This window comes from Streptomyces sp. NPDC020917, assembly GCF_044333795.1.
GTDB lineage: Bacteria > Actinomycetota > Actinomycetes > Streptomycetales > Streptomycetaceae > Actinacidiphila.
Window position 1 is genome coordinate 281175 of the sequence record NZ_JBIRRR010000005.1, and the last position, 19178, is coordinate 300352.

Sequence of the window (19178 nt, forward strand, 5' to 3'; positions counted from 1 at the left end):
GCGCACGGGTGTGCCCGGAGGGCGCGGACCGGGGCCGCACGCCCTCCGGACGGGTGATGGCGACGGCGCCGGTCAGGGCCCGGGGGTGATCCACTGCTGGTTGGCGCCGCCGTTGCAGGTCCAGATCTCCAGCTGCGTGCCGTTCGCGGTGGTGAAGCCGGGGTCGTCGAGGCACTTCCCGGAGGCGGGGTTGACCAGGGTCCCGCCGACGGACTGCCACTGCTGGTTGCCGCCGCCGTTGCAGTCCCAGAGCTCGACGAGGGTGCCGTCGTCGGTGCCCGCCTTCGTGATGTCCATGCACTTGCCGCCGAGGCGGACGGTGCCGTCGGACTGCACGGTCCAGTTCTGGGCGCCGGTGCCGTTGCAGTCCCACATCTGGACCTTGGTGCCGTTGGCGGTGGAACCGGTGTCGTCGTCCACGCACTTGGCGGTGTCCGCGATGGCGACGATGGGCCCGGTGCCGGAGTTCTGGGTGCCGACCGGGGTGACGGACAGGTTGTCGAACTGGTCGGTCTGGTAGCCGGAGGTGCCCAGGCCCACCATGCCGGTGCTGTACGTGCCGTCGGTCGCCGAGCCGACCGTGGTGCCGTCGATGACCGCGGTCAGGGTGGTGCCGTTGACGGTGAGGGCGAGGTGGTGCCAGCTGCCGGTGCCGAGGGCCGCGACGGTTCCGGCGGCCAGCGTGGTGAGCACATGGCCGGTGTTGTTGCGCACGATCGACCAGGCTCCGTTGTCGCCGACCTGCAGGTAGTAGGAGTTGATGCCGGCCGGGCCGAACGCGTGCTGGGTGCCGGCGCGCGCGATGAGCTGGGCCGATCCTGGCTGCCTGAGCAGGATGTCGGATGCGACGGTGTAGTTCCGCCAGTTCAGGCTGCCGCCGATGGTGTACGGGTTGGAGTCCCCGTCCCACTCGATGGGCTTGGCGGGGGCCTGCTGGGTGACGCAGCGCCCGCTGCGGCCTCCTGCGCAGGCGGTGGCCTCGAACGCGCCCTGCATCTGCGACAGGTAGCGCGGCTGCTGGCCCAGGGGGGTGGTGTCGAAGGAGTCGGAGTACGGCAGCGCGAGGTTGCCGGGCGCCGGGCTGGTCGCGGTGCCCTTCCCCTGCCCGGTGGTGGTGGTCAGCGTGTACACGCGACCGGGCTGCACGGTCAGCGAGTAGGAGCCGCCGGACGGGGTGAGCGCGGCCTGCTGCACCATCTGGCCGGAGCTGCTGCCGGAGGCGAGGTCGGTGGCCCAGACGTGCACGGTGCCGGTGGACAAGCCGCCGCTGACGTTGACGGTGACGTCCTGCGGGGCGGTCGCCGTGGTGGTCTCGATGACGGTGGAGTAGTCGGTGCCGTTGGTGGACTTCAGGGTCACGTAGCTGCCGTTGGACTCGGATCCGCCGAGGTAGCCGGAGCCGCTGTCGAGGAACTTCCAGCCGGGCGAGGTGAACTGGGTGACCTGGGCGGTGGCCCACAGGCTGCGGCCGACGGTGTAGGCACCGGACGACGGCTGGTCGGCGAGCACCAAGCCGACCGTGCTGTACGGCAGGTTCGGGTAGACCGCCGCGACCACCGGCCAGTTGACGTAGGCGGTGAAGTGCGCGTCGACGTAGCCGCGGGTGATGGAGCGGATCAGCGCGCCGGCACCGGAGTCGAGGTCCTGCGAGCCGTTCTCGCTGGCCCACAGGGGCTTTCCGGTCCCGGTGGCGGTGGCGTTGCCCGGGCAGGTGTTCGCGCTGCCGCCGTCGCCGCCCTCGCAGGGGTAGTGCACGCCGATGATCGAGACGGCCTTGGCGAAGGACGCGTTGGCGGCGACGTCGCCCGCCACTGACCAGTCGCTGTCGGCGGCGACGATCTGGACGCTGCCGTAGCCGGCGCCGTCGAGGGCTGTGCGGAGTTGTTCGTACCAGCCGACGTTGTAGCCGCGTTCGTTCCAGCCGCCGAGGTAGTCGATCGTCAGGCCGTGCGAGGTGGCGCAACCGAGCCATTTCACCAGGTAGTTGACGGTGTCGGTGGACCAGAAGCTGCCGCCGCCGGGCCAGCCGGGGGCGCCCCAGGCCAGGCCGTAGAGCTTGATCTGCGGGTTGCGGGCCTTGGCCTGCTGCATCAGCCACCACTCGTAGCCGGCACTGCAGTCCACGGTGCCCGCGGTGTGCATGTGGCTGGACTCCGAGCCGTCGGTGGAGTTGGTGTCGCCGCCGATCTCGACCTTGAGGATCTGCAGGTCGGCGCCGTAGCCGGGCTTGAACAGGTAGTCCAGGATCTGCTGCTGCTGGGCGGCCGGGTAGTCGGTGAGCAGGCGGGTGTTGCCGCCGCCCCCGCTGATGGCGCCGATGCCGTCGAACGTCCTTCCCGAGCTGGTCCCGTCGGCCGCGATGGCGGTGGTGCCGGCCGCGCTGGCACTGTGGCTGCCGCTGCCGAGCAGCAGGGCGCAGAGCAGGAGCAGGACGGCCGCGACCGCTGGGCGGCGTAACGCTGTGCGCTGGACGAGGGAGTTCACGTGGGGGGTCCCTTCCTTGGGGGTCAACTCACCAGAAGTACTCAGAACCGAACGCATTGCCCCGCGGCACAGTGCACTGCGCGGCCGGGGAGCCGTCAAGAGGCCTCACAACCAACCGACTTCACCGGCCGTCATGTCGACATGTCTGGAAAACCAAGGGGGTTGGGATGGTGGGAACGGGAAATGCGGGTAGGTAGCCGCCTTGTGCGGGACCGCACGGAACCGGATTCGCCATGGCCCACTTCCTGGTCGTCGCTGCGATCTGCCTCGTCGTCTGGACCGTTCTCGCGCTGCCCGCGGGCATACTCGTCGGCCGCCGGCTGCGCCGGATGGCCCCGCCCGCCCCGCGGCGCACCCTGCTGCGGCGCCGCCGCCGCGCCACCCCGCACGGTCTGCGGCCGGCCGCCGCGGACCGCGACGTGACCCGTGCGCCCCGCGCGGCCCGCGGGCACGTGCGGCGCCGCTGACGCCGATCCGCTCGCCCGGGCCGGCCCGGGCCGCGCGGGACCCTGCCCCGGATCTCCGGGGCCCCGGACGGACGCGCCGGGGTTTGACGGCGGCTGAGGCTGTGTAAGGAGTGCCAGGACGGCATCCGCCGCGCGCCGGCCGTGCCGCCCGAGCCGTGTACGTGCCGACCGGGTCCAGCCCGTGCCGCCCGAGTCCAGGGAGATCCGCCCATGCCGCTGCACCGCCTCGGACTCGTCGTGCACGGCGGCCACCGGGTCGCGCTCCAGGGGGCGCGGCGGGTGCACGACTGGTGCACCAGCCGGGACATCGGCTGCGTGGACATCGACGTGTGGGGCCGGGAGAACAAGCGCCGCAGCGGGCGCGACGAGCTGGCGGCGGCCGGCCCGCTGGACCTGATCGTCACCCTCGGCGGCGACGGCACGTTCCTGCGCGGCGCCCGGATCGCGGCCAAGAAGGACGTGCAGGTGCTGGGCGTCGACCTGGGCCGGGTCGGCTTCCTCACCGAGATCCCGGTCTCCGACGTGGAGCGGGCGCTGTCGGCCGTGCACGCCGGGGAGGCGGCCTGCGAGGAGCGGATGACGCTGACGATGCGCGCGTCGCGCCCGCTGGAACTGCCGACGGGCATGGAGACGCTGCTGCGCAGCGGCCGCGGTCCCGCCCTGCCGCCGCCCCAGGTACGGCCGCAGACCACCGAGGGCGACGGCTGGGGCGTGGCGCTGGACGTCACCGCGCTCAACGACGTCGTCCTGGAGAAGCTGGCCCGAGACCGGCAGGTGGCGGTCGGGGTGTACATCGCGGGCCGGCTGCTGGCCGCCTACTCCGCGGACGGGATGATGGTCGCCACGCCGACCGGTTCGACCGCGTACAGCTTCGCGGCCGGCGGTCCCGTGCTGTCGCCGCGGATGCGGGCGCTGGTGTTCACGCCGGTCGCGCCGCACATGACCTTCGACCGGTCGGTGGTGCTGGGTGCGGACGAGCCGGTGGCCATGCGGATCCTCCCGCACTCCGGCCAGGCCGCGGTCAGCGTCGACGGCCAGCTGCGGGGGGTGCTCGACCCGGGCGACTGGATCGGGGTGTTCGCGGCGCCGCGCCCACTGCGCCTGGTGCGTTTGCGGCCGCCCGACTTCTACGGGCGGCTGCGCGAGCGGATGCGGCTGACGGACGCGCCGGCGACCGCGCAGGACGAGTCGGCGCCGTTCTTCCGCCCGTCGAGTCCGGTGCCGGCGGACCTGGCGCACCTGTACCTGCCGCCGCCCACGGGCTGAGCGCGGGCGGCGCGGCGACCGTGCTGGCCGGCCGGGGCCGGGTCCCGCGCTCCCGCCGGGCGGGGCGGGCGAACCGGCCTGCCCGGCGGCCGAGTTGACGGCCGCATCCGGGACCGTGGCCGCCCGCAGCGCGCGGGCGGCCACGGTCCCGCGGGGCTCAGCCCGAGTAGCCGGAGGTGCCGGAGTAGCCGGCGGGCTCCCGCGGCCGCATCGGCTCGCCGGTGGTACGCGGGCCGAACGGCCGTACCGGGCCGCGCGCCAGGCGGTGGGCGCCGAGCGCGACGAGGACGGCGAGCAGCCCGCCGCCACCGGTCCACAGCCAGCGCGGCGACCACCAGGTCCCGGCCCAGCCGCCCGAGGGCGCCAGATCCGGGCCGTTGGCGGTGACCACGGGCGTGACGGAGCCGTCGACGGCCTGCCGTCCCGCGGTCCCGTGGGAGCTCGCGGTGATCGCCGCCTGAACGGGCAGGCCCAGGTCGGTCTGCGGCATGTCGAGGACCGCCAGGCGCAGGTAGTAGGCGCCGCGCAGCGGGTCGTTCGACCACGGCTCGGCGAACGAGCGCACCGCCCGCAGGGTGCAGGCGAGTTCGACGGTGGTGGCGTCGGCCGCGGCGGTGCGGGTCTGCATCCCGTAGCGGCACGGCTGGCGGCGCCGCAGGCCGTCGTAGACGTCGATCTGCCAGGTGGAGGCGCCGTGGCGGGCCGCGGTCGACGGGAAGGTCACCGTGGCCTTGACGGTGACGTTCTGCCCGGTGTCCGCGGGGAACGTCCAGTACAGGTAGTCGCCGGTCGAGGCGCTGGCCGTCGCCTGCTGCCCCTGCTTGACCGGCGTCGCGGTACGGAAGTTGGTGCCGGCCTCGGTGGGCGCGGCGTCGCCGGACGACGAGGAGCCGGACGCGGAGGCGCTGGCCTCGGGCGTGGCCGGCGCCGTGGTGGCGGAGTCGTCGGCCCGGGCCGCCGGGGCGACGAGCAGGGCGAGGCCGGCCAGGCCCGCCGCGGCGAGCAGGGAGGCCATCGGCCTGCGGGTACGGGTGCGCATCACAGGGCCCTCCCGGTGTTGAGGCGCCAGCGGGCGATCCAGCCGGTGAGCAGGCCGAGCACCGCTCCGGTCAGGGCGAGCGTGCCGAGCAGCCACCAGCCGCGGCCGAGGCCGAAGAAGGCGACGTCGGACGGCTGGTCGGGGCTCTTGACCAGGTCGATGGACAACTCGACCGGAAGGCCCGGGGTGGTCTTGACCGACGCGGGAGCCGAGAAGGAGTTGCCGACCTGCAGGCAGACGGTCTCGGCCGGGGTGTCGGAGTCGGCGGACGGCTTGGGGTAGCGGATGCCCGCGGAGACCGCGTCGGTGCGGCCGGTGCCGCCCTCGTCGTCGCGGACGATCTCCCGGCCGTGCACGGTCACTCCGCGCAGCAGCACCCCGTAGTTCGCGTTGACCGCGCGGTCGTCGGCGACGCTGACCGACGCCCGCAGTTCCTGGCCCGGCTTGACCTGCACGCGGTACCAGCGGTTCTCGGAGAACGTCTCGCGGTCGGTCCAGAGGCCCTGCTTGAGCTCGGGCGCGGTGTCGCAGCTGGCGGCGCCCTGGGTGGCGACGGGGGTGACGGTGCGCGCGTCGCTGCGCCCGACCAACTGCTTGACCTTGCTGGTCAGTTGCTGGCGGTGCTGGACGGTGGTGTAGGTGCCGCCGGTCGCCGCGGCGATGCAGCTGAGCTGGTTGCGGGTGCTGGCGTCGGGGATGAGGCCGAGGGTGTCGATGACGAGGTGGACGCCCTGGGCCGCGATGTCGCGGGCGACGTCGCACGGGTTGGTGGGGCCGCAGGTGTCCTCGCCGTCGGTGATCAGCACCAGGCGGCGGGTGCCGTCGCCGCCCTTGAGGTCGGCGGCGGCGGCCAGCAGCGCCGGGCCGATCGGCGTCCAGCCGGTCGGCGCGAGGGTGGCCACGGCGGCCTTGGCCTCGGTCCGGTTCAGCGGGCCCACCGGGTAGAGCTGGCGGGTGTCCTTGCACCCGGTCTTGCGGTTGTTGCCGGGGTAGTCGGCGCCCAGGGTGCGTATGCCCAGTTGGACGTCGGGCGGTGTGGAGTCGAGGACGTCGTCGAACGCCTGCTTGGCGGCGGACATCCGGGACTGGCCGTCGATGTCCCGGGCGCGCATCGAGCCGCTCACGTCCAGCACGAGTTCGACCTTCGGGGCGGGTTGCGCGGCCGGTTCGTCGGCGGCCGCGCCCGTGGCGAGCGGGCCGCACGCAAGCAGGGTCAGCAGGCCGCACACCGCTCCCGCGGTCGGCAGCTTTCTCATGATCATCGCAGGGATCGTAGTGGGGTCCGGCCGATTCCCGAAGTCGGCTGGTCACAGCGGTGGTTGAACGGGCATCAGCGGCTTTGACATTTCTTTACAACCCCGTCGGCGGCCGCGTCGTCTCTCCTCGCGATTCCCCGGTCCGGGCGGTTCGGACCGCCCGGCACCCGGCAGACGGGCGCCGGGGGCCTGCGGGAGAGTAGGAAGAGGGAGAGCAGGACATGCGCAGCAGTTCACTGGCCGCCGGTGCGGCGGCCGTCGCGATCGCCGCGCTCGGCGTCGTCCCTGCGACCGCGTCGGCGGCCGCTCCGGTGCGCGACGCGACGGGGACCCCCATGTGCGCCACCTCGCAGCTGACCGCCTCGCTGAGCGGCGGCGAGGGCGCGGCCGGCAGCCTGTTCCGGAACCTGGTGCTGACCAACCACAGCGCGACGACGTGCCACCTCACCGGGTTCCCCGGGGTGTCGCTGCTGGACGCCGGCGGCAAGCAGATCGGGCAGCCGGCGACCCGCGAGCACGAGGGCTACCAGCCGGTGGTGCTCAAGCCCGGCGGCTCCGCGAGCGACACCATCCACACCGTCAACCACATGGGCAGCTGCCTGCCCACGTCGGCGAGCCTGCGGGTCTACCCGCCGGGGAACCGGGCGTCCCTGGTCGTCCCGGCGAAGATCGCCAACTGCGACAACCTGTTCACCATTACGCCGATGGCCGCGGGCAGCGGCGGCAACCCGGTCGGCTCCGGGCCCACCGGCGGCAGCACGCCCACTCCGTCCCCGACCGGCTCCGGAAGCCAGGTCACGGCCGTGCCGAGCGGCGCTCCCGACACCGGCCTCGCGGCCGGCTCCTCGGGCGGCGGCGGCACCCCGCTGGCCCTGGTCGCCGGCGGCGTGGTCGTGGCCGGCGGGATCGGCGTGGCGGCGGCCCGGCGCCGCAAGTCCCAGGCGCGGGCCCGGGGCTGAGCATTGAGCCACTCCCCCGCGCACACCCCTGCCACCGCGTGCTCCCGCACGCCCACCCCCTCCGCGGCCGGACGGGCCCGGGCCGGACGCCGGACGCCTCCCCGGGGCGCCGCGCCCGGGCCCGCCGCGGCCTGGCGAAGGGCGCTGGCCGCGGCCGCGGTGGCCCTGGTGTGCGGGTGCTCGGCGACGACGGGGGCTCAAGTCCCCTCGGACGGCGGCTCGGTGACCGCGGTGTCGCCGGCCGCCGGGTCGCCCGGCCCCTCGACCTCCGGCGACACCCCCGCGGCCGCGGCCCGGCCGATGCCGCGGTCGCTGCCGGAGCGGCTCCGGATCCCGTCGATCGGCGTGGACACCTCGGTGATGTCGCTGGGTCTGGCGGCCGACGGAACCGTGGGGGTGCCGCCGATCGCCGCCCACGCCCCGGCGGGCTGGTACCGGGGCTCCCCGACGCCGGGGCAGACCGGGCCCTCGGTGATCCTCGGCCATGTGACCGTGGGGGCGTACGGCGACGGGGTGTTCGTGCACCTGAAGCGGATGCGGCCGGGCCAGCGGATCACCGTCGCCCGGCAGGACGGCTCGGTGGCCACGTTCGCCGTGGACTCCGTGCAGACGGTCTCCAAGTCGCACTTCCCGACGGAGGCGGTGTACGGGAACGTCGACCACCCCGCGCTGCGTCTCATCACGTGCGGAGGCACCCGGGTGAGCGGGGGCGGCGGCTACACGGACAACGTGATCGTCTACGCCTCGCTGGTCGCGGGCTCGTGAGCGGGGAGCACGCGGCCGCGGGTACCGTCAGCACGACACGAGTGAGGAGAGCGGACATCCGGTCTCATGAGCGCGCCGCCGCCGAGCTGTTCACGGCCCTGTACCCGCGGCTCGCGGGCTGGGTCCGCCGGCTGGTGGACGACGACGGGACCGCGCACGAGATCGCCTCGGAGGCGTTCACCCGCCTGTGGGCGCGCTGGACGAAGGTCGAGGAGCCGAGCGGCTTCCTCTATGTGACCGCGGCGAACCTGGTCAGGGACCACTGGCGCAAACTGGAGCGCGAACGGCGTGCGTTGCGCCGGGTCACCACGGAGGAAGCGTTGAGGCCGCAGCCGCAGGAGTCGGATCCGTCGGTGCGCATGCTCGTCCAGTCGCTGCCCGAACGGCTGCGCAACCCGGCGCTGCTGTACTACTACGCGGACCTGCCGGTCCGCGAGGTGGCCGCGCTGCTCGGCCGCAACGAGGGGACCGTCAAGGCCGACCTGCACGCGGCCCGTGAACTGCTCCGCGCCAAGCTCGGGGGTCGCCATGACCGTATTTCCTGACGACCACCGCGACGGCGACCTCGGCGGGGGCACCGGCGGCGGCGCCGGCGGCGAGGCCCCCGATCCGCTGGAGCAGCTGCTGCGCCCGCAGGTGGAGTTCCTGGCGGTGCCGTCCGGCGCGTTCGAGCAGATCCGGCGCAGGGCCGCCCGGCGGCGGCGGGTGCGCGCCGCGGTCGGCGGCGGCACGGCGGTGGCGGTGGCCGCCGGTGCGCTGTACCTGGCCGGCTCGCTGTCCTCCGGCGGCGCCGACGAGGAGGTGGGGCCGCCCGCCAGCCACGCGCGGACCACCTCGGCGCCGGCGACGACCGGCACGCCCGCCCCGCAGCCCTCCACGACCCGGCCCACGGCCGGCGGGCACACCAGCCGGCCCCCGGCCGGCGGCCCGGGCACGACCGCCGGACCGACGAAGGGCAGTACGGTCACGCCCACACCCACCGGCACCGGCACCGGCACCGGCACGACGCCGATGTGCACCGCGGACCAGCTGACGCCGTCGCTCGGCGGCTCGGACGCGGGCGCGGGCAATCTCTACCGGTATCTCGTGGTGACCAACCACAGCGCGACCGCGTGCCATCTGACCGGCTACCCGGGCCTGTCGGTGCTCGACGCGAACGGCCGGCAGATCGGGCAGCCGGCGACCCGCGAGCCCAGCTCGTACCAGCCGGTGGTGCTGCAGCCGGGCGATGCGGCGAGCGACACCATCCACACCGCCAACCAGATGGGCACCTGCCTGCCGGAGTCGGCGAAGCTGCGGATCTACCCGCCGGGCAGCCGGGCCTCGCTGGTGTTCGCGGGCCAGATCACGATCTGCAACGACGAGTTCGCGATCACGCCGTTCGCGCCCGGCACGACCGGCAATCCGCCCTCGTAGGCGGGGTTCTGCCGGATGCCGGGCCGGCCCGGCATCCGGCGGTTTGCCTCTGAGGCAAGAAGTTTGCCTGGGGGGTACAGGGGCTGTTCCATGGAGCCATGGACACAGCGGACGGATCCGGCCCCACCGGGACGGAGGACCTCGTCCTGGCGCCGCGCCTGCGGGAGCGGCGCCGGGGCAGCGGGCTGACCCTGGAGGCCGCGGCCGCACGGCTCGGCCTGTCGGCCGCGCACCTCTCGCGCCTGGAGTCCGGGCTGCGCCAGCCCTCGCTCCCGGTCCTGCTCGGGCTCGCCCGGCTGTACGGCACCACCGTGTCGGACCTGCTGGGCGAGACGGACGCGGAACCGGATCCCATCGTACGCGGCGCCCGGATGACGCCGGTACCGGCCGGCGGCTGGACGTACTGGCGGGCCGGCGGCACCGGGCGGGCCATGCAGGCCCTGCGGGTCCACGTGCCGGCCCGCGCGCAGCGCGCCCTGGTACGGGTGCACCCCGGCGAGGAGTGGCTGTACGTCACGGCCGGCGAGCTGGAGCTGACCCTCGGGGAGCGCACCCACCGGCTGGCGGTGGGCGACTCGGCGCACTTCGACTCCCTGGTGCCGCACCGGCTGGCCGCGGGCGGCGGGGACGGCGTGGATCTGCTGTTCGTCCACACGCTGATGCAGAGCGAGACGTCCGGACTGTGCATCGGGCCCGACCAGGCCACGAGGATGCGAGGAGAGCGGCGATGACGGCGAACGACACGGAACCGGTTCCGGCCCCGCGGGTGGTGCCCACCACCAACGGCAGCGAGAAGCGCAAGGAACGCGGCGTGACCTTCCGCGTCCTGGTCTACGTGGTGGTGGCCCACCTCATGGCGTTCTACCTGTGGTTGCTGTTCGCCGTGGTCGGCAAGCGCTGACCCTGGCCCGCCCCGGATCCCGGCCGGATCCGGGGCGCACGCGCGAAGGCGCCTGCCGCCGCCCACGGAGGGCGGCGGCAGGCGCCTTCGTGCGGTTCAGCCGTTCTGGCCGCCGTTCCCGGTCAGGATCGGGATGTCGTCGGCGATGTGCGAGAGCGCCTCGTCCCCCTTGGCCTGCGTGGAGTTCTCCGCGCACTGCTGGTTCTGCGGGTCGGCCAGCACGTTGACGTCCTGGACGGTGATCGGCACCGCGCCGATCAGCGAGCCGACGTTGGCCTTGGCCGGAACGCCGAGGCACAGCTTGTTCAGCGAGCCCTGCACCAGGCCGACCTGCGGGCTCAACTGACCGCCGGTGGTGGTGTTGCCGTACGCCTGGGTCGCGCCGTTGCCGTTGACGGTGGTGGAACCCTCGTCGTTGCCGATCGCCGAGGCGGTGCCGGCGCCGCCGGCGATCACCAGGGCGGCCAGGCCACAGGCGGCCAGAGCACTGCGGGTACGCATATCTCTCCCATCGATGACGAAACTGCGAAAGCGGGAGAAAATTACCGTTCAGGCACCGGACGGCCGCGCCTTCACCCGATCGTCGGCGGGCCGCGGGTCCGCGTGCTCACGGCGTGTCGCCCGTGGGAGTGACGGCACACTGGGCTCGAAACGGTGACCGTACGTAGGGTGGGGGCAGGCAAGCGGTTGCCGCGGCCTGCTCTCGGGACGGGGAAGTGCGGGGGAAGGAGGCAGCGTGCTGGGACGCATCCGGGAGGCGTTCGGCACCGGCCGTGGGATCCCCGGGGTGGCCGGTGCTGCGGCCCCCGCGCGGTCGGCGCCGCTGCTCCTGACGGTCCTGCCCTATGCGGTGATGGCCGTGGTGGCGGTGGTCGACGGTGTCGCCGGCGCCAGTGTCGGGCTGCTCCCGCTGGTCGCGCTGGGTCCCGCGTTCGCGGGTCTGGTGGGCAGCTGGGAGCGGACGGTGGTGGTCGGCGGGCTGGCCGTCGCCGTGGTATGCGCTCTCGGCGCGGTCGACGGGCTGTTCGCGCACCGGCGCGGCTTCGCCGCCGTCGGTGCGGTGGTCGGGGTCACGGTGGCCGCCGTGATCGCGGCGGTGACCCGGCAGCGGCGCGAGCAGGAGCTGGCCAACGTCCGGTCGATCGCCGAGGTCGCCCAGCGGGTGCTGCTGCGCCCGGTGCCGCGCAGCGCCGGCCATCTGCGTGCCGCCGTCTCGTACACCTCGGCGGTCGCGGAGGCCAGGATCGGCGGCGACCTCTACGAGGTGGTGGCATCCCCCGCGGGAGTGCGGGTGATCATAGGCGACGTGCAGGGCAAGGGCCTGGACGCGGTGGAGACCGCGGCCGTCGTGCTGGGCGCGTTCCGCGAGGCGGCGCACGACGAGAAGACCCTGGAGGGCGTCGGCGAGCGGGTGCAGCGGGCGGCGGACCGCACGATCAGCGGCGAGAAGTTCGTGACCGCGCTGATGGTGGAGATCACCCCGGTCGGCGGCGCGACCGTGCTCAACTACGGGCACCCGCCGCCGATGCTGGTCCGCTCCGGCGGCCGGGTCGACTTCCCCGAGCCGCCGTCGTACGCGCTGCCGCTCGGGGTCGGCCTGCCCACCGGGGAGCGCGCGGAGGCGTTCCCGGTGGCGTTCCGGCCCGGCGACCAGATGCTGCTGTACACCGACGGGGTCACCGAGGCCCGGGACGGCACCGGGGTGTTCTACCCGCTCGGGGACCGGGCGGCCCTGCTGGCCGACGGCGACCCCGAGAACGCCCTGGAGGCGCTGCGCGTCGACCTGATCCGCCACGTCCGCGGCCCCCTGCACGACGACGCGGCCATGCTGCTGCTGCGCTACCGGGAGGCGGAGGGCGTCCCCGCCGCACCGGCCGGGGCCTGACCGCCCTGCTGCCGTCAGCGGCAGTCGGGGTGGCCCCAGCCGTCGGCGTTCTTGGTGATCGTCTCGCCGGCGGCGTACGAGCGGCCGCAGCGGCAGCGGCCGGGGTACTTCGCCTTCAGCGTGCGTGCCGGTCCTGACCGGGCGCGGGTGCCGGAGGGCGCGGCGGAACCCGCGCCGCTCGAGCCGGACGAACCGGCACGCGGCTTCTTCGGCGTGTCAGGGGACGGCGGGGGCGCGGCGGAGCCGCGGACGCTGCCGGCGGGCTGCTGGGTGAGGGCTGCCTGGCTGGCGGCGCGGTCGGCGAAGTCGTTCAGGCGGTCCCCGTCGGCCTGGTGGGCCGGGACGTAGCGGAACTCCACGCTGCGGCCGCCCAGCAGCGCGTCGATCCGCACCACGAGATCCTGGTTGGCGACCGGCTTGCCCGCCGCGGTCTTCCAGCCCTTGCGCTTCCAGCCGGGCAGCCAGGTCGTGACGGCCTTCATCGCGTACTGGGAGTCCATCCGGATCTCCATCGGCACGGCCGGGTCGACCTCGGTCAGCAGCCGCTCCAGCGCGGTCAGTTCGGCCACGTTGTTGGTGGCGGTGCCCAGCGGGCCCGCCTCCCAGCGATCGGGCTCACCGCCGCCGTCGGCGATGACCCACCCCCACCCGGCCGGTCCCGGATTTCCCTTCGATGCCCCGTCACACGCGGCGATGATGCGCTCAACCACGACACCGATCATGCCAGCCCGCGCGGGCGGCCGTGACCGGCACCCGGCCGTACGCCCGCGGAAGGGGGCTGCGGGGCCCCGGCCGGGCGCCCGGTTCTCAGTCCTGCCCGGTGATCCCGGTGGCGGCCTGCTCCTCCAGTTGCTCAGGCGTGAGGTAGGCGTCGGTGTACTCGAAGTCGCGCAGCGTCGCGGGGGTGCGGGCCTGGAATCCGGTGCGGACGAAGTCGTCGCCGGCGACGGCGTTCAGCAGCCAGTTGGTCATCACCCGGGCCTTCGCCACGTTGGTGCGCAACGCCGACCAGTGGTAGCCGCGGGCCACCGCCTGGGCGGGCAGGCCGCGCAGTTCGATGCCGAGCGGTTTGGAGACGGCGTCCCGGCCGCCGAGGTCGACGACCAGGCCGAGGTCCTTGTGGGTGTAGGGCTGCAGCGGCTGGTTGCGGAGCGTGGCCAGCACGTTGTCGGCGACCTTGCGGCCCTGGCGCATCGCGTGCTGCGCGGTCGGCGGGCACACCGCGCCCTCCTCGTTCTTGGCCAGGTCCGGGACGGCGGCGGCGTCCCCGAGGGCGAACACGCCGTCGAAGCCGGGCAGCGTCATCTCGGCGGTCACCGCGAGGCGGCCGCGGACCGTCTCCGCGCCGAGGGTGGCGACCAGCGGGCTGGCGACGACGCCGGCGGTCCAGATCAGGGTGCGGGTGGGCACCACCCGGCCGTTGGTGAAGGTGACCTCGTGCGGGCCGGCCTTGTCGATGGACACGCCCAGGGAGATCTCGACGCCGCGCTCGGTGAGGATCTGCTGGGCACTGCGGCCGAGCTTGTCGCCGAGTTCGGGCATGAGCTTGGGGGCGATGTCGATGAGGTGCCACTTGATGAGCGCGGGGTCCAGCCGCGGGTAGCGCCGGACCGCGGCGCTGGTGAGCCGCTGGAGGCAGGCCGCGGTCTCGGTGCCGGCGTAGCCGCCGCCGACCACGACGAACTGCAGCCGGGAGGTGCGCTCGGCCTGGTCCTGGCTGGCGTCGGCGAGGTCGAGCTGGGAGATGACGTGGTCGCGCACGTAGGCGGCCTCGGCGAGGGTCTTCATGCCGCGGGCGTACTCGAGCAGGCCGGGGATGTCGAAGGTGCGGGTGATGCTGCCGGGGGCGAGCACGATGTAGTCGTAGGGCTCGTTGACCAGCTCGCCCGTTATCTTGCGGACCACGCAGACCTTGGCCTTGGTGTCCACGCCGATGGCCCCGCCGGGGATGATCCGGGTCCGGTGCCGGCGGCTGCGGCGCAGGGACACGGCGATGGACTGGGGGGTGAGGATGCCCGACGCGACCTGGGGCAGCAGCGGCAGGTACAGCTGGTAGGAGAACGGGGTGACCAGCGCGAGATCGGCCTCGTTCGGGGTCAGGCCGCGCTCAAGCCGGCGCACGCACCCCACCCCCGCGAATCCGGCGCCCACCACGAGGATCTTCGGTCGTGCCACGATGTCCGTCCCTTCTCCGGGTCCAGGCGGTCGTGTCTGTCCCCTGCCCACGGTCCGCGGCCTCGCACATCCCGGTCTACCCCCGTGGCACCCGGCCCGCCAGCGGAGTGGGAGGCCCGGCGGGCACGCGGGCGGCTCCCCCGGCGCTGCCCGCCGGGGGAGCCGCGGCCCGGCTGTCGCGGGGCCGTCAGGGTGAGGTGCCGCCGGGGCGGCCCGCGGCGGTCAGGCCACCGGGTTCCAGTAGTCGCCGGCCATGACGACGTAGACGAGCATCTTGATCGTCTCGCCGTAGTAGGCGTCGCCGAAGGGGTTGGCCGCCAGCTGCTTCCAGATCGCGTCGGTCCACGCCTGGTCGCCTGCGGCCATCGCGGCCGGGCCCGCGGAGTCGCCGGCCTCCTCGGCCTGGGTGTCGCCGGAGACGTTGCCGTTGGCGCAGCCGAGCTTGATGTGCGGCTGCACCTTCGCGGGGTTGCCGCCGGACAGCTTCTTCAGGCAGGCGGACTCCTTCTTGGCGGCGGAGTAGGCGACGGAGGCAGTCGAGGAGCCGTTGACCAGCGCGTCGGTGCCCAGGTGCCAGGGGACGCGGAGGGAGTTGTAGCCGACGATGTTGTCGGGCTGGCTCTCCTGGTAGTCGGCCGGCGCGGGCTTGGGGCTGGTGGTGTTGGCGCCGACCACGAAGTCCGGGAGCAGGCCGGCGGACGAGGAGTACCTGCCGGTGAACTCGCTGATCACCGCCTCCGTGCGGGTGACGACCTTCTTCCAGTTGTGCGCGGTGTCGAACTTCGCGAAGGCCCGCAGGTGGTCGAGCATCATGTCCGAGGGGCGGGTGTCGGTGGAGGGTCCGTCGTCCTCGCACTTCAGGTGGCCGTCGGAGGCGACGTCGTGGGCGTAGACGCTGGCGAGCCAGGCCTTGGCGTCGGCGCTGTAGCCGCCCCACTGCTTGTCGGCCAGGATCAGGCCGTAGCCGATGTCGAGGTCGCCGTCGGTGGCCGAGTCCGGCGTGCCGCTGTCGGTGTACTTGCAGGTCCTGCCGTCGAGCTGCCACTGCATCAGGCCGTCGTGGTCCTTGTGGTTCTTGACCAGCTGCCACAGGCCGTTGAACTCGGTCTGCGCGTTGGCGTCGTAACCGGCCATCAGCGGCACGATGTTCATGCCGTAGCCCTGCGCCTCGGACACCGTGCCGTTGTGCGGCGCGTCGTCGTCGCCCTTGGTCGACACGTAGTACTCGTTCGAGGCGCAGCCGTGGACCAGGTAGTTCTTCTTCCAGGCGTCGTACGCCGTCTTCACCGCGCTGTCGCGCGAGGACTGGCTCGCCGACGGCCGCACGCCGACCTTGTAGGCGGTGTGGACCGGGAAGGGGTGGGCGGGTGCGGTGGCGGCGCCGGCCGGGCCGCCGGTGCCGAGCAGCAGGCCGGCGGTGGCGCAGCAGGTGGCGACGGCGGCGGCCGTCGCGGTGGTGAGGGGTCGGGGCATCGGGTCAGCTCCTCGCCGAGGGTGGGGTGCGCCGTGCACCGCCGGGCCGCGGGCACGGCAGGGCACGGAACAGCACAGGGTGGGAGATAGTTAGGAAAGCTTCCTAACATCTGTGCGGCACAAGGGTGTTGCTCCGCGCGCGGTCCGTCAAGGGGGCGGGCAGGGTCGGATATCCAGCGGCTGCGGGCGCGGCGCGGCGGATCCGCGAATCGGCGAGGTCCGCAACGTCCCCGAGACCCGCGAGGATCCACCCGGGCCAGGGGCCAGGGGCTAGGGGCTAGGGGCCGGGGGCCAGGGGCCGCGGACCGGTCAGCCCGCCAGCAGGTCGCCGACCGCGGCGATCCCCTGCGTCACCGCGCGTTCGGCGACGTTGCCGAAGCCCAGCACGAGCCGCGGGCCGTCGGCGCGCGCAGGCGCCGCGCGGTTGGCCGCCATGGCGTACAGGCCGACGCGCCGGGCGCGGGCCGCGGCCACGACCGCCTCCTCGTCGCATCCGGCGCCGAGGTGGGCGACGGCGTGGAATCCGGCGGCCAGGCCGGTCAGCCGCACGCCCGGGGCGTGCACGCCGAGCGCCTCGACCAGGGCCGCGCGCCGCGCCGCGTAGACCGCGCGCATCCGGCGCAGATGGCGGTCGTAGCGGCCGGACGCGATCAGCCGGGCGAGCGCGAGCTGGTCGAGGGTGGGCGAGCCCCGGTCGGCCAACTCCTTGAATCCGACGACCGGTTCGACCAGCTGGGGCGGGCACAGCAGCCAGCCGAGCCGGAGCGCGGGGGCCAGCGACTTGCTCACCGTCCCGATGGCCAGCACGCGGTCGGCGGCCAGGCCCTGCAGCGCGCCCACCGGCTCGCGGTCGTAGCGGAACTCGGCGTCGTAGTCGTCCTCGATGACGTAGGCGTCGCGGCGCTGCGCCCAGGCGATCAGCGCGCGCCGCCGCTCCGCGGCCATCACGACGCCGGTAGGCCACTGGTGGGCGGGCGTGACGAGGACCGCCCGGGCGCCGGTGGCCGCCAGCGCCCGCACGTCGATGCCCTCCTCGTCGACGGGCACCGGGACGGCCGCCATCCCGGCCTGCGCGGCCGCCGCGGACGTCATCGCCGGGGCGCCGGGGTCCTCGTGGGCGAGGGTGCGGATCCCGCGGGCGGCCAGGGCGCGCAGCGCCAGGTCCAGGCCCTGCGCGTAGCCGGAGCAGATGACGGTGCGCTCGGTGTCCGCCGCGGCGGCCCGCACCCGCCGCTGGTATCCGGCGACCACCTCGCGCAGCTCCGCGGCGCCGCGCGCGGCACCGTAGTCCAGGGCTGCGGTCGGCAGGGCCCGCCCGGCCTCGCGCAGCGCCCACAGCCAGTCGGCGAGCGGGAACGAGCCGAGGTCGGGGACGCCGGCGCGGAAGTCGGCGACGAGCCGGGGCGCGGGCGGCGCCGCGGGGACCGGCGCGACCGGCGGGCACGCCCGGGCCGCGACCGTGGTGGAGGCGCCGACCCGGGTGGCGAGATAGCCCTCGGACCGCAGCTGGGCGTAGCAGTCCTGGACCAGGCCGCGGGACAGCCCCATGCGGCAGGCGAGTTCGCGGGAGGACGGCAGGCGCTCGCCGACCTGCAGGCGGCCGGCTCTGATGGCGTCCCTGATCTGCCGCTCCAGTTGCGCGCGCAGCCCTTCGCCGCTCCCCCGGTCCAGGGTGAGCAGCAGTTCCGGCGACAGACCGGACCACTCCAGCGGCATGGAAATGGAGCTTATCGGGGGTCCGGCCGGCTCCTAGCGTCGAGGCATGACGACGACTCCGCCCCGCCCGTCCGCCGCACCGGCCCTGACCCCGGACCGCTCCACTGCCCCGGCCCCTCCGCCGCTGGTCACCCGGCCGCTGGTGCTGCGCTTCCTGACGGTGATCGGCGCCTCGGCGAGCTTCTTCCTGCTGCTGTCGGTGGTGCCCCTGTACGCCGAGCGCGGCGGCGGCGACGCGGGTCTGGCCACCGGGTCGCTGATGCTCGCCACGGTCGCCGGCGAACTGGCCACGCCCCGCCTGGTCGCGCGGTACGGCTACCGGGCCGCGCTGGCCGCGGGCCTGGTGCTGCTCGGCGCGCCCGCCCTGGTCCTGACAACCTGGCACGGCATGGCGTGGGTCGCGGCGGTGTGCCTGCTGCGCGGTCTGGGCTTCGCGCTGACCGTGGTGGCCGGCGGGGCCCTGACGGCCTCGCTGATCCCCGCCGAGCGGCGGGGCGAAGGGCTCGCACTGGCCGGGATCGTGTCCGGCGTGCCGTCGCTGGTGGGACTGCCGCTGGGGGTCTGGCTGGCGTCGCACGCGGGCTTCACCCCGGTGTGCGTGGCCGGCGGGGCGGTGGCACTGGCCGCGGTCGCGGTGGTGCCGGGGCTGCCCGGGCGCGAGGGCTCGCGGGGCGGGGACGCCGGCGTGGTGGCCGGCCTGCGGACCGGGGCCCTGGCACGGCCGGCCGTGGTGTTCGCGACGACCGCGCTCGGCGCGGGGATCGTGGTGACCTTCCTGCCGGTCGCCGTGCCGGCGTCGATGTCCGGCCTGGTGGCCGTCGCGCTGTTCGCCCAGCCCGCCATGGCCACCGTGGCCCGCTGGTTCGCGGGGCGGTTCGGCGACCGGCACGGCCCGTCCCGCCTGGTTCTGCCCGGCCTGCTGGCGTCCGCCGCCGGGCTGCTCGTGACGGCGATGACGGGCAGCCCGGTGGCGGTGCTGGCCGGGGTGGCCCTGTTCGGGGCCGGGTTCGGGGTGGCGCAGAACGCGACGCTGACGCTGATGTACGCCCGGGTGCCGGCGTCCGGGTACGGCACGGTCAGCGCCCTGTGGAACGTCGCCTACGACGGCGGGATGGGCCTCGGCGCGGTCGGGTTCGGGGCCGCGGCGGCCCGCACCGGCTATCCGGCCGCCTTCGCGCTCACCTCCGCCGTGATGCTCCTGGCTCTGCTTCCCGCCTGGCGCGACCGCTGAACCGGCCGGCCTGCGACCGCCGCGGGCCGGCGGAGCGCCCGCCCGGGGCGTCCCCGGGGGCGGCGGCGAGGGCCCGGGACGGGACGGCCGCGGGAGCCGGGAACGGCCGCGAACACCGCGTTCAGGGGCCCGCGGGGAAGCCCGG

Annotated in this window: 18 protein-coding genes; 10 read left to right on the forward strand and 8 right to left on the reverse strand. The window is 74.5% G+C overall.

Going from position 1 to position 19178, the window contains the following annotated elements; translation table 11 throughout:
* Positions 1–72 precede the first annotated feature (72 nt).
* Complete coding sequence (locus ACH4TG_RS13485; RefSeq protein WP_398242372.1) at positions 73–2484, reverse strand: ricin-type beta-trefoil lectin domain protein; 2412 nt, start codon at positions 2482–2484, stop codon at positions 73–75.
* 233 nt (positions 2485–2717) lie between these two features.
* On the opposite strand from ACH4TG_RS13485, the gene ACH4TG_RS13490 reads away from it, so the two are divergent.
* Positions 2718–2951: a hypothetical protein gene (locus ACH4TG_RS13490; RefSeq protein ID WP_398242373.1), complete on the forward strand. Its 234-nt coding sequence runs from the start codon at positions 2718–2720 to the stop codon at positions 2949–2951.
* A gap of 210 nt (positions 2952–3161) precedes the next feature.
* Entirely contained in the window at positions 3162–4217 is a 1056-nt protein-coding gene (locus ACH4TG_RS13495; protein WP_398242374.1) for an NAD(+)/NADH kinase, read from the forward strand.
* Between the two features lie 157 nt (positions 4218–4374).
* On the opposite strand, the gene ACH4TG_RS13500 is transcribed toward ACH4TG_RS13495, so the two are convergent.
* On the reverse strand, positions 4375–5256 hold the full coding sequence (locus ACH4TG_RS13500) for a hypothetical protein (protein WP_398242375.1): 882 nt from the start codon (positions 5254–5256) through the stop codon (positions 4375–4377).
* On the reverse strand, positions 5256–6518 hold the full coding sequence (locus tag ACH4TG_RS13505) for a VWA domain-containing protein (protein WP_398242376.1): 1263 nt from the start codon (positions 6516–6518) through the stop codon (positions 5256–5258). The genes ACH4TG_RS13500 and ACH4TG_RS13505 overlap by 1 nt, the downstream gene beginning before the upstream one ends.
* 215 nt (positions 6519–6733) lie before the next feature.
* On the opposite strand from ACH4TG_RS13505, the gene ACH4TG_RS13510 reads away from it, so the two are divergent.
* The 6 genes from ACH4TG_RS13510 (at position 6734) to ACH4TG_RS13535 (ending at position 10553) form a co-directional block, all read left to right on the forward strand.
* Positions 6734–7471 (forward strand): DUF4232 domain-containing protein, encoded by a 738-nt coding sequence (locus tag ACH4TG_RS13510; RefSeq protein ID WP_398242377.1) that lies wholly within the window; start codon positions 6734–6736, stop codon positions 7469–7471.
* Positions 7472–7615: 144 nt separating this feature from the next.
* Positions 7616–8236 carry a class F sortase gene (locus ACH4TG_RS13515; RefSeq protein ID WP_398242603.1) on the forward strand — a complete coding sequence of 207 codons (621 nt, stop codon included), beginning with the start codon at positions 7616–7618 and terminating at the stop codon, positions 8234–8236.
* A 41-nt stretch (positions 8237–8277) separates the two neighbouring features.
* On the forward strand, positions 8278–8781 hold the full coding sequence (locus ACH4TG_RS13520) for an RNA polymerase sigma factor (protein WP_398242378.1): 504 nt from the start codon (positions 8278–8280) through the stop codon (positions 8779–8781).
* Entirely contained in the window at positions 8765–9652 is an 888-nt protein-coding gene (locus ACH4TG_RS13525) for a DUF4232 domain-containing protein (protein ID WP_398242379.1), read from the forward strand. Before ACH4TG_RS13520 ends, ACH4TG_RS13525 begins: the two co-directional genes overlap by 17 nt.
* A 98-nt stretch (positions 9653–9750) precedes the next feature.
* Positions 9751–10383: a helix-turn-helix domain-containing protein gene (locus ACH4TG_RS13530; RefSeq protein ID WP_398242380.1), complete on the forward strand. Its 633-nt coding sequence runs from the start codon at positions 9751–9753 to the stop codon at positions 10381–10383.
* Entirely contained in the window at positions 10380–10553 is a 174-nt protein-coding gene (locus ACH4TG_RS13535; protein ID WP_398242381.1) for a DUF6126 family protein, read from the forward strand. The genes ACH4TG_RS13530 and ACH4TG_RS13535 overlap by 4 nt, the downstream gene beginning before the upstream one ends.
* 96 nt (positions 10554–10649) lie before the next feature.
* Here the strand turns inward: ACH4TG_RS13535 and ACH4TG_RS13540 are convergent, their stop codons facing one another.
* Positions 10650–11054, reverse strand: coding sequence for a rodlin (locus ACH4TG_RS13540; RefSeq protein WP_398242382.1), 405 nt, complete (start codon positions 11052–11054; stop codon positions 10650–10652).
* A 352-nt stretch (positions 11055–11406) separates the two neighbouring features.
* On the opposite strand from ACH4TG_RS13540, the gene ACH4TG_RS13545 reads away from it, so the two are divergent.
* A complete protein-coding gene (locus ACH4TG_RS13545) occupies positions 11407–12438 on the forward strand; it encodes a PP2C family protein-serine/threonine phosphatase (protein ID WP_398242604.1) in 1032 nt (343 codons plus the stop codon).
* A gap of 14 nt (positions 12439–12452) precedes the next feature.
* Here ACH4TG_RS13545 and ACH4TG_RS13550 read toward each other — a convergent pair whose 3' ends face one another.
* From ACH4TG_RS13550 to ACH4TG_RS13565, 4 genes are all read right to left on the reverse strand, one after another.
* On the reverse strand, positions 12453–13160 hold the full coding sequence (locus ACH4TG_RS13550; protein ID WP_398242383.1) for a ribonuclease H: 708 nt from the start codon (positions 13158–13160) through the stop codon (positions 12453–12455).
* 85 nt (positions 13161–13245) lie between these two features.
* Positions 13246–14613, reverse strand: a complete 1368-nt coding sequence (locus ACH4TG_RS13555; protein WP_398242384.1) for an NAD(P)/FAD-dependent oxidoreductase — start codon at positions 14611–14613, stop codon at positions 13246–13248.
* A gap of 222 nt (positions 14614–14835) precedes the next feature.
* Positions 14836–16086 (reverse strand): glycosyl hydrolase family 8, encoded by a 1251-nt coding sequence (locus tag ACH4TG_RS13560; protein ID WP_398242385.1) that lies wholly within the window; start codon positions 16084–16086, stop codon positions 14836–14838.
* Positions 16087–16395: 309 nt separating this feature from the next.
* A complete protein-coding gene (locus ACH4TG_RS13565) occupies positions 16396–17802 on the reverse strand; it encodes a PLP-dependent aminotransferase family protein (RefSeq protein WP_398242386.1) in 1407 nt (468 codons plus the stop codon).
* A gap of 46 nt (positions 17803–17848) precedes the next feature.
* On the opposite strand from ACH4TG_RS13565, the gene ACH4TG_RS13570 reads away from it, so the two are divergent.
* On the forward strand, positions 17849–19033 hold the full coding sequence (locus tag ACH4TG_RS13570; RefSeq protein WP_398242387.1) for an MFS transporter: 1185 nt from the start codon (positions 17849–17851) through the stop codon (positions 19031–19033).
* The last annotated feature ends 145 nt before the right edge of the window (positions 19034–19178 follow it).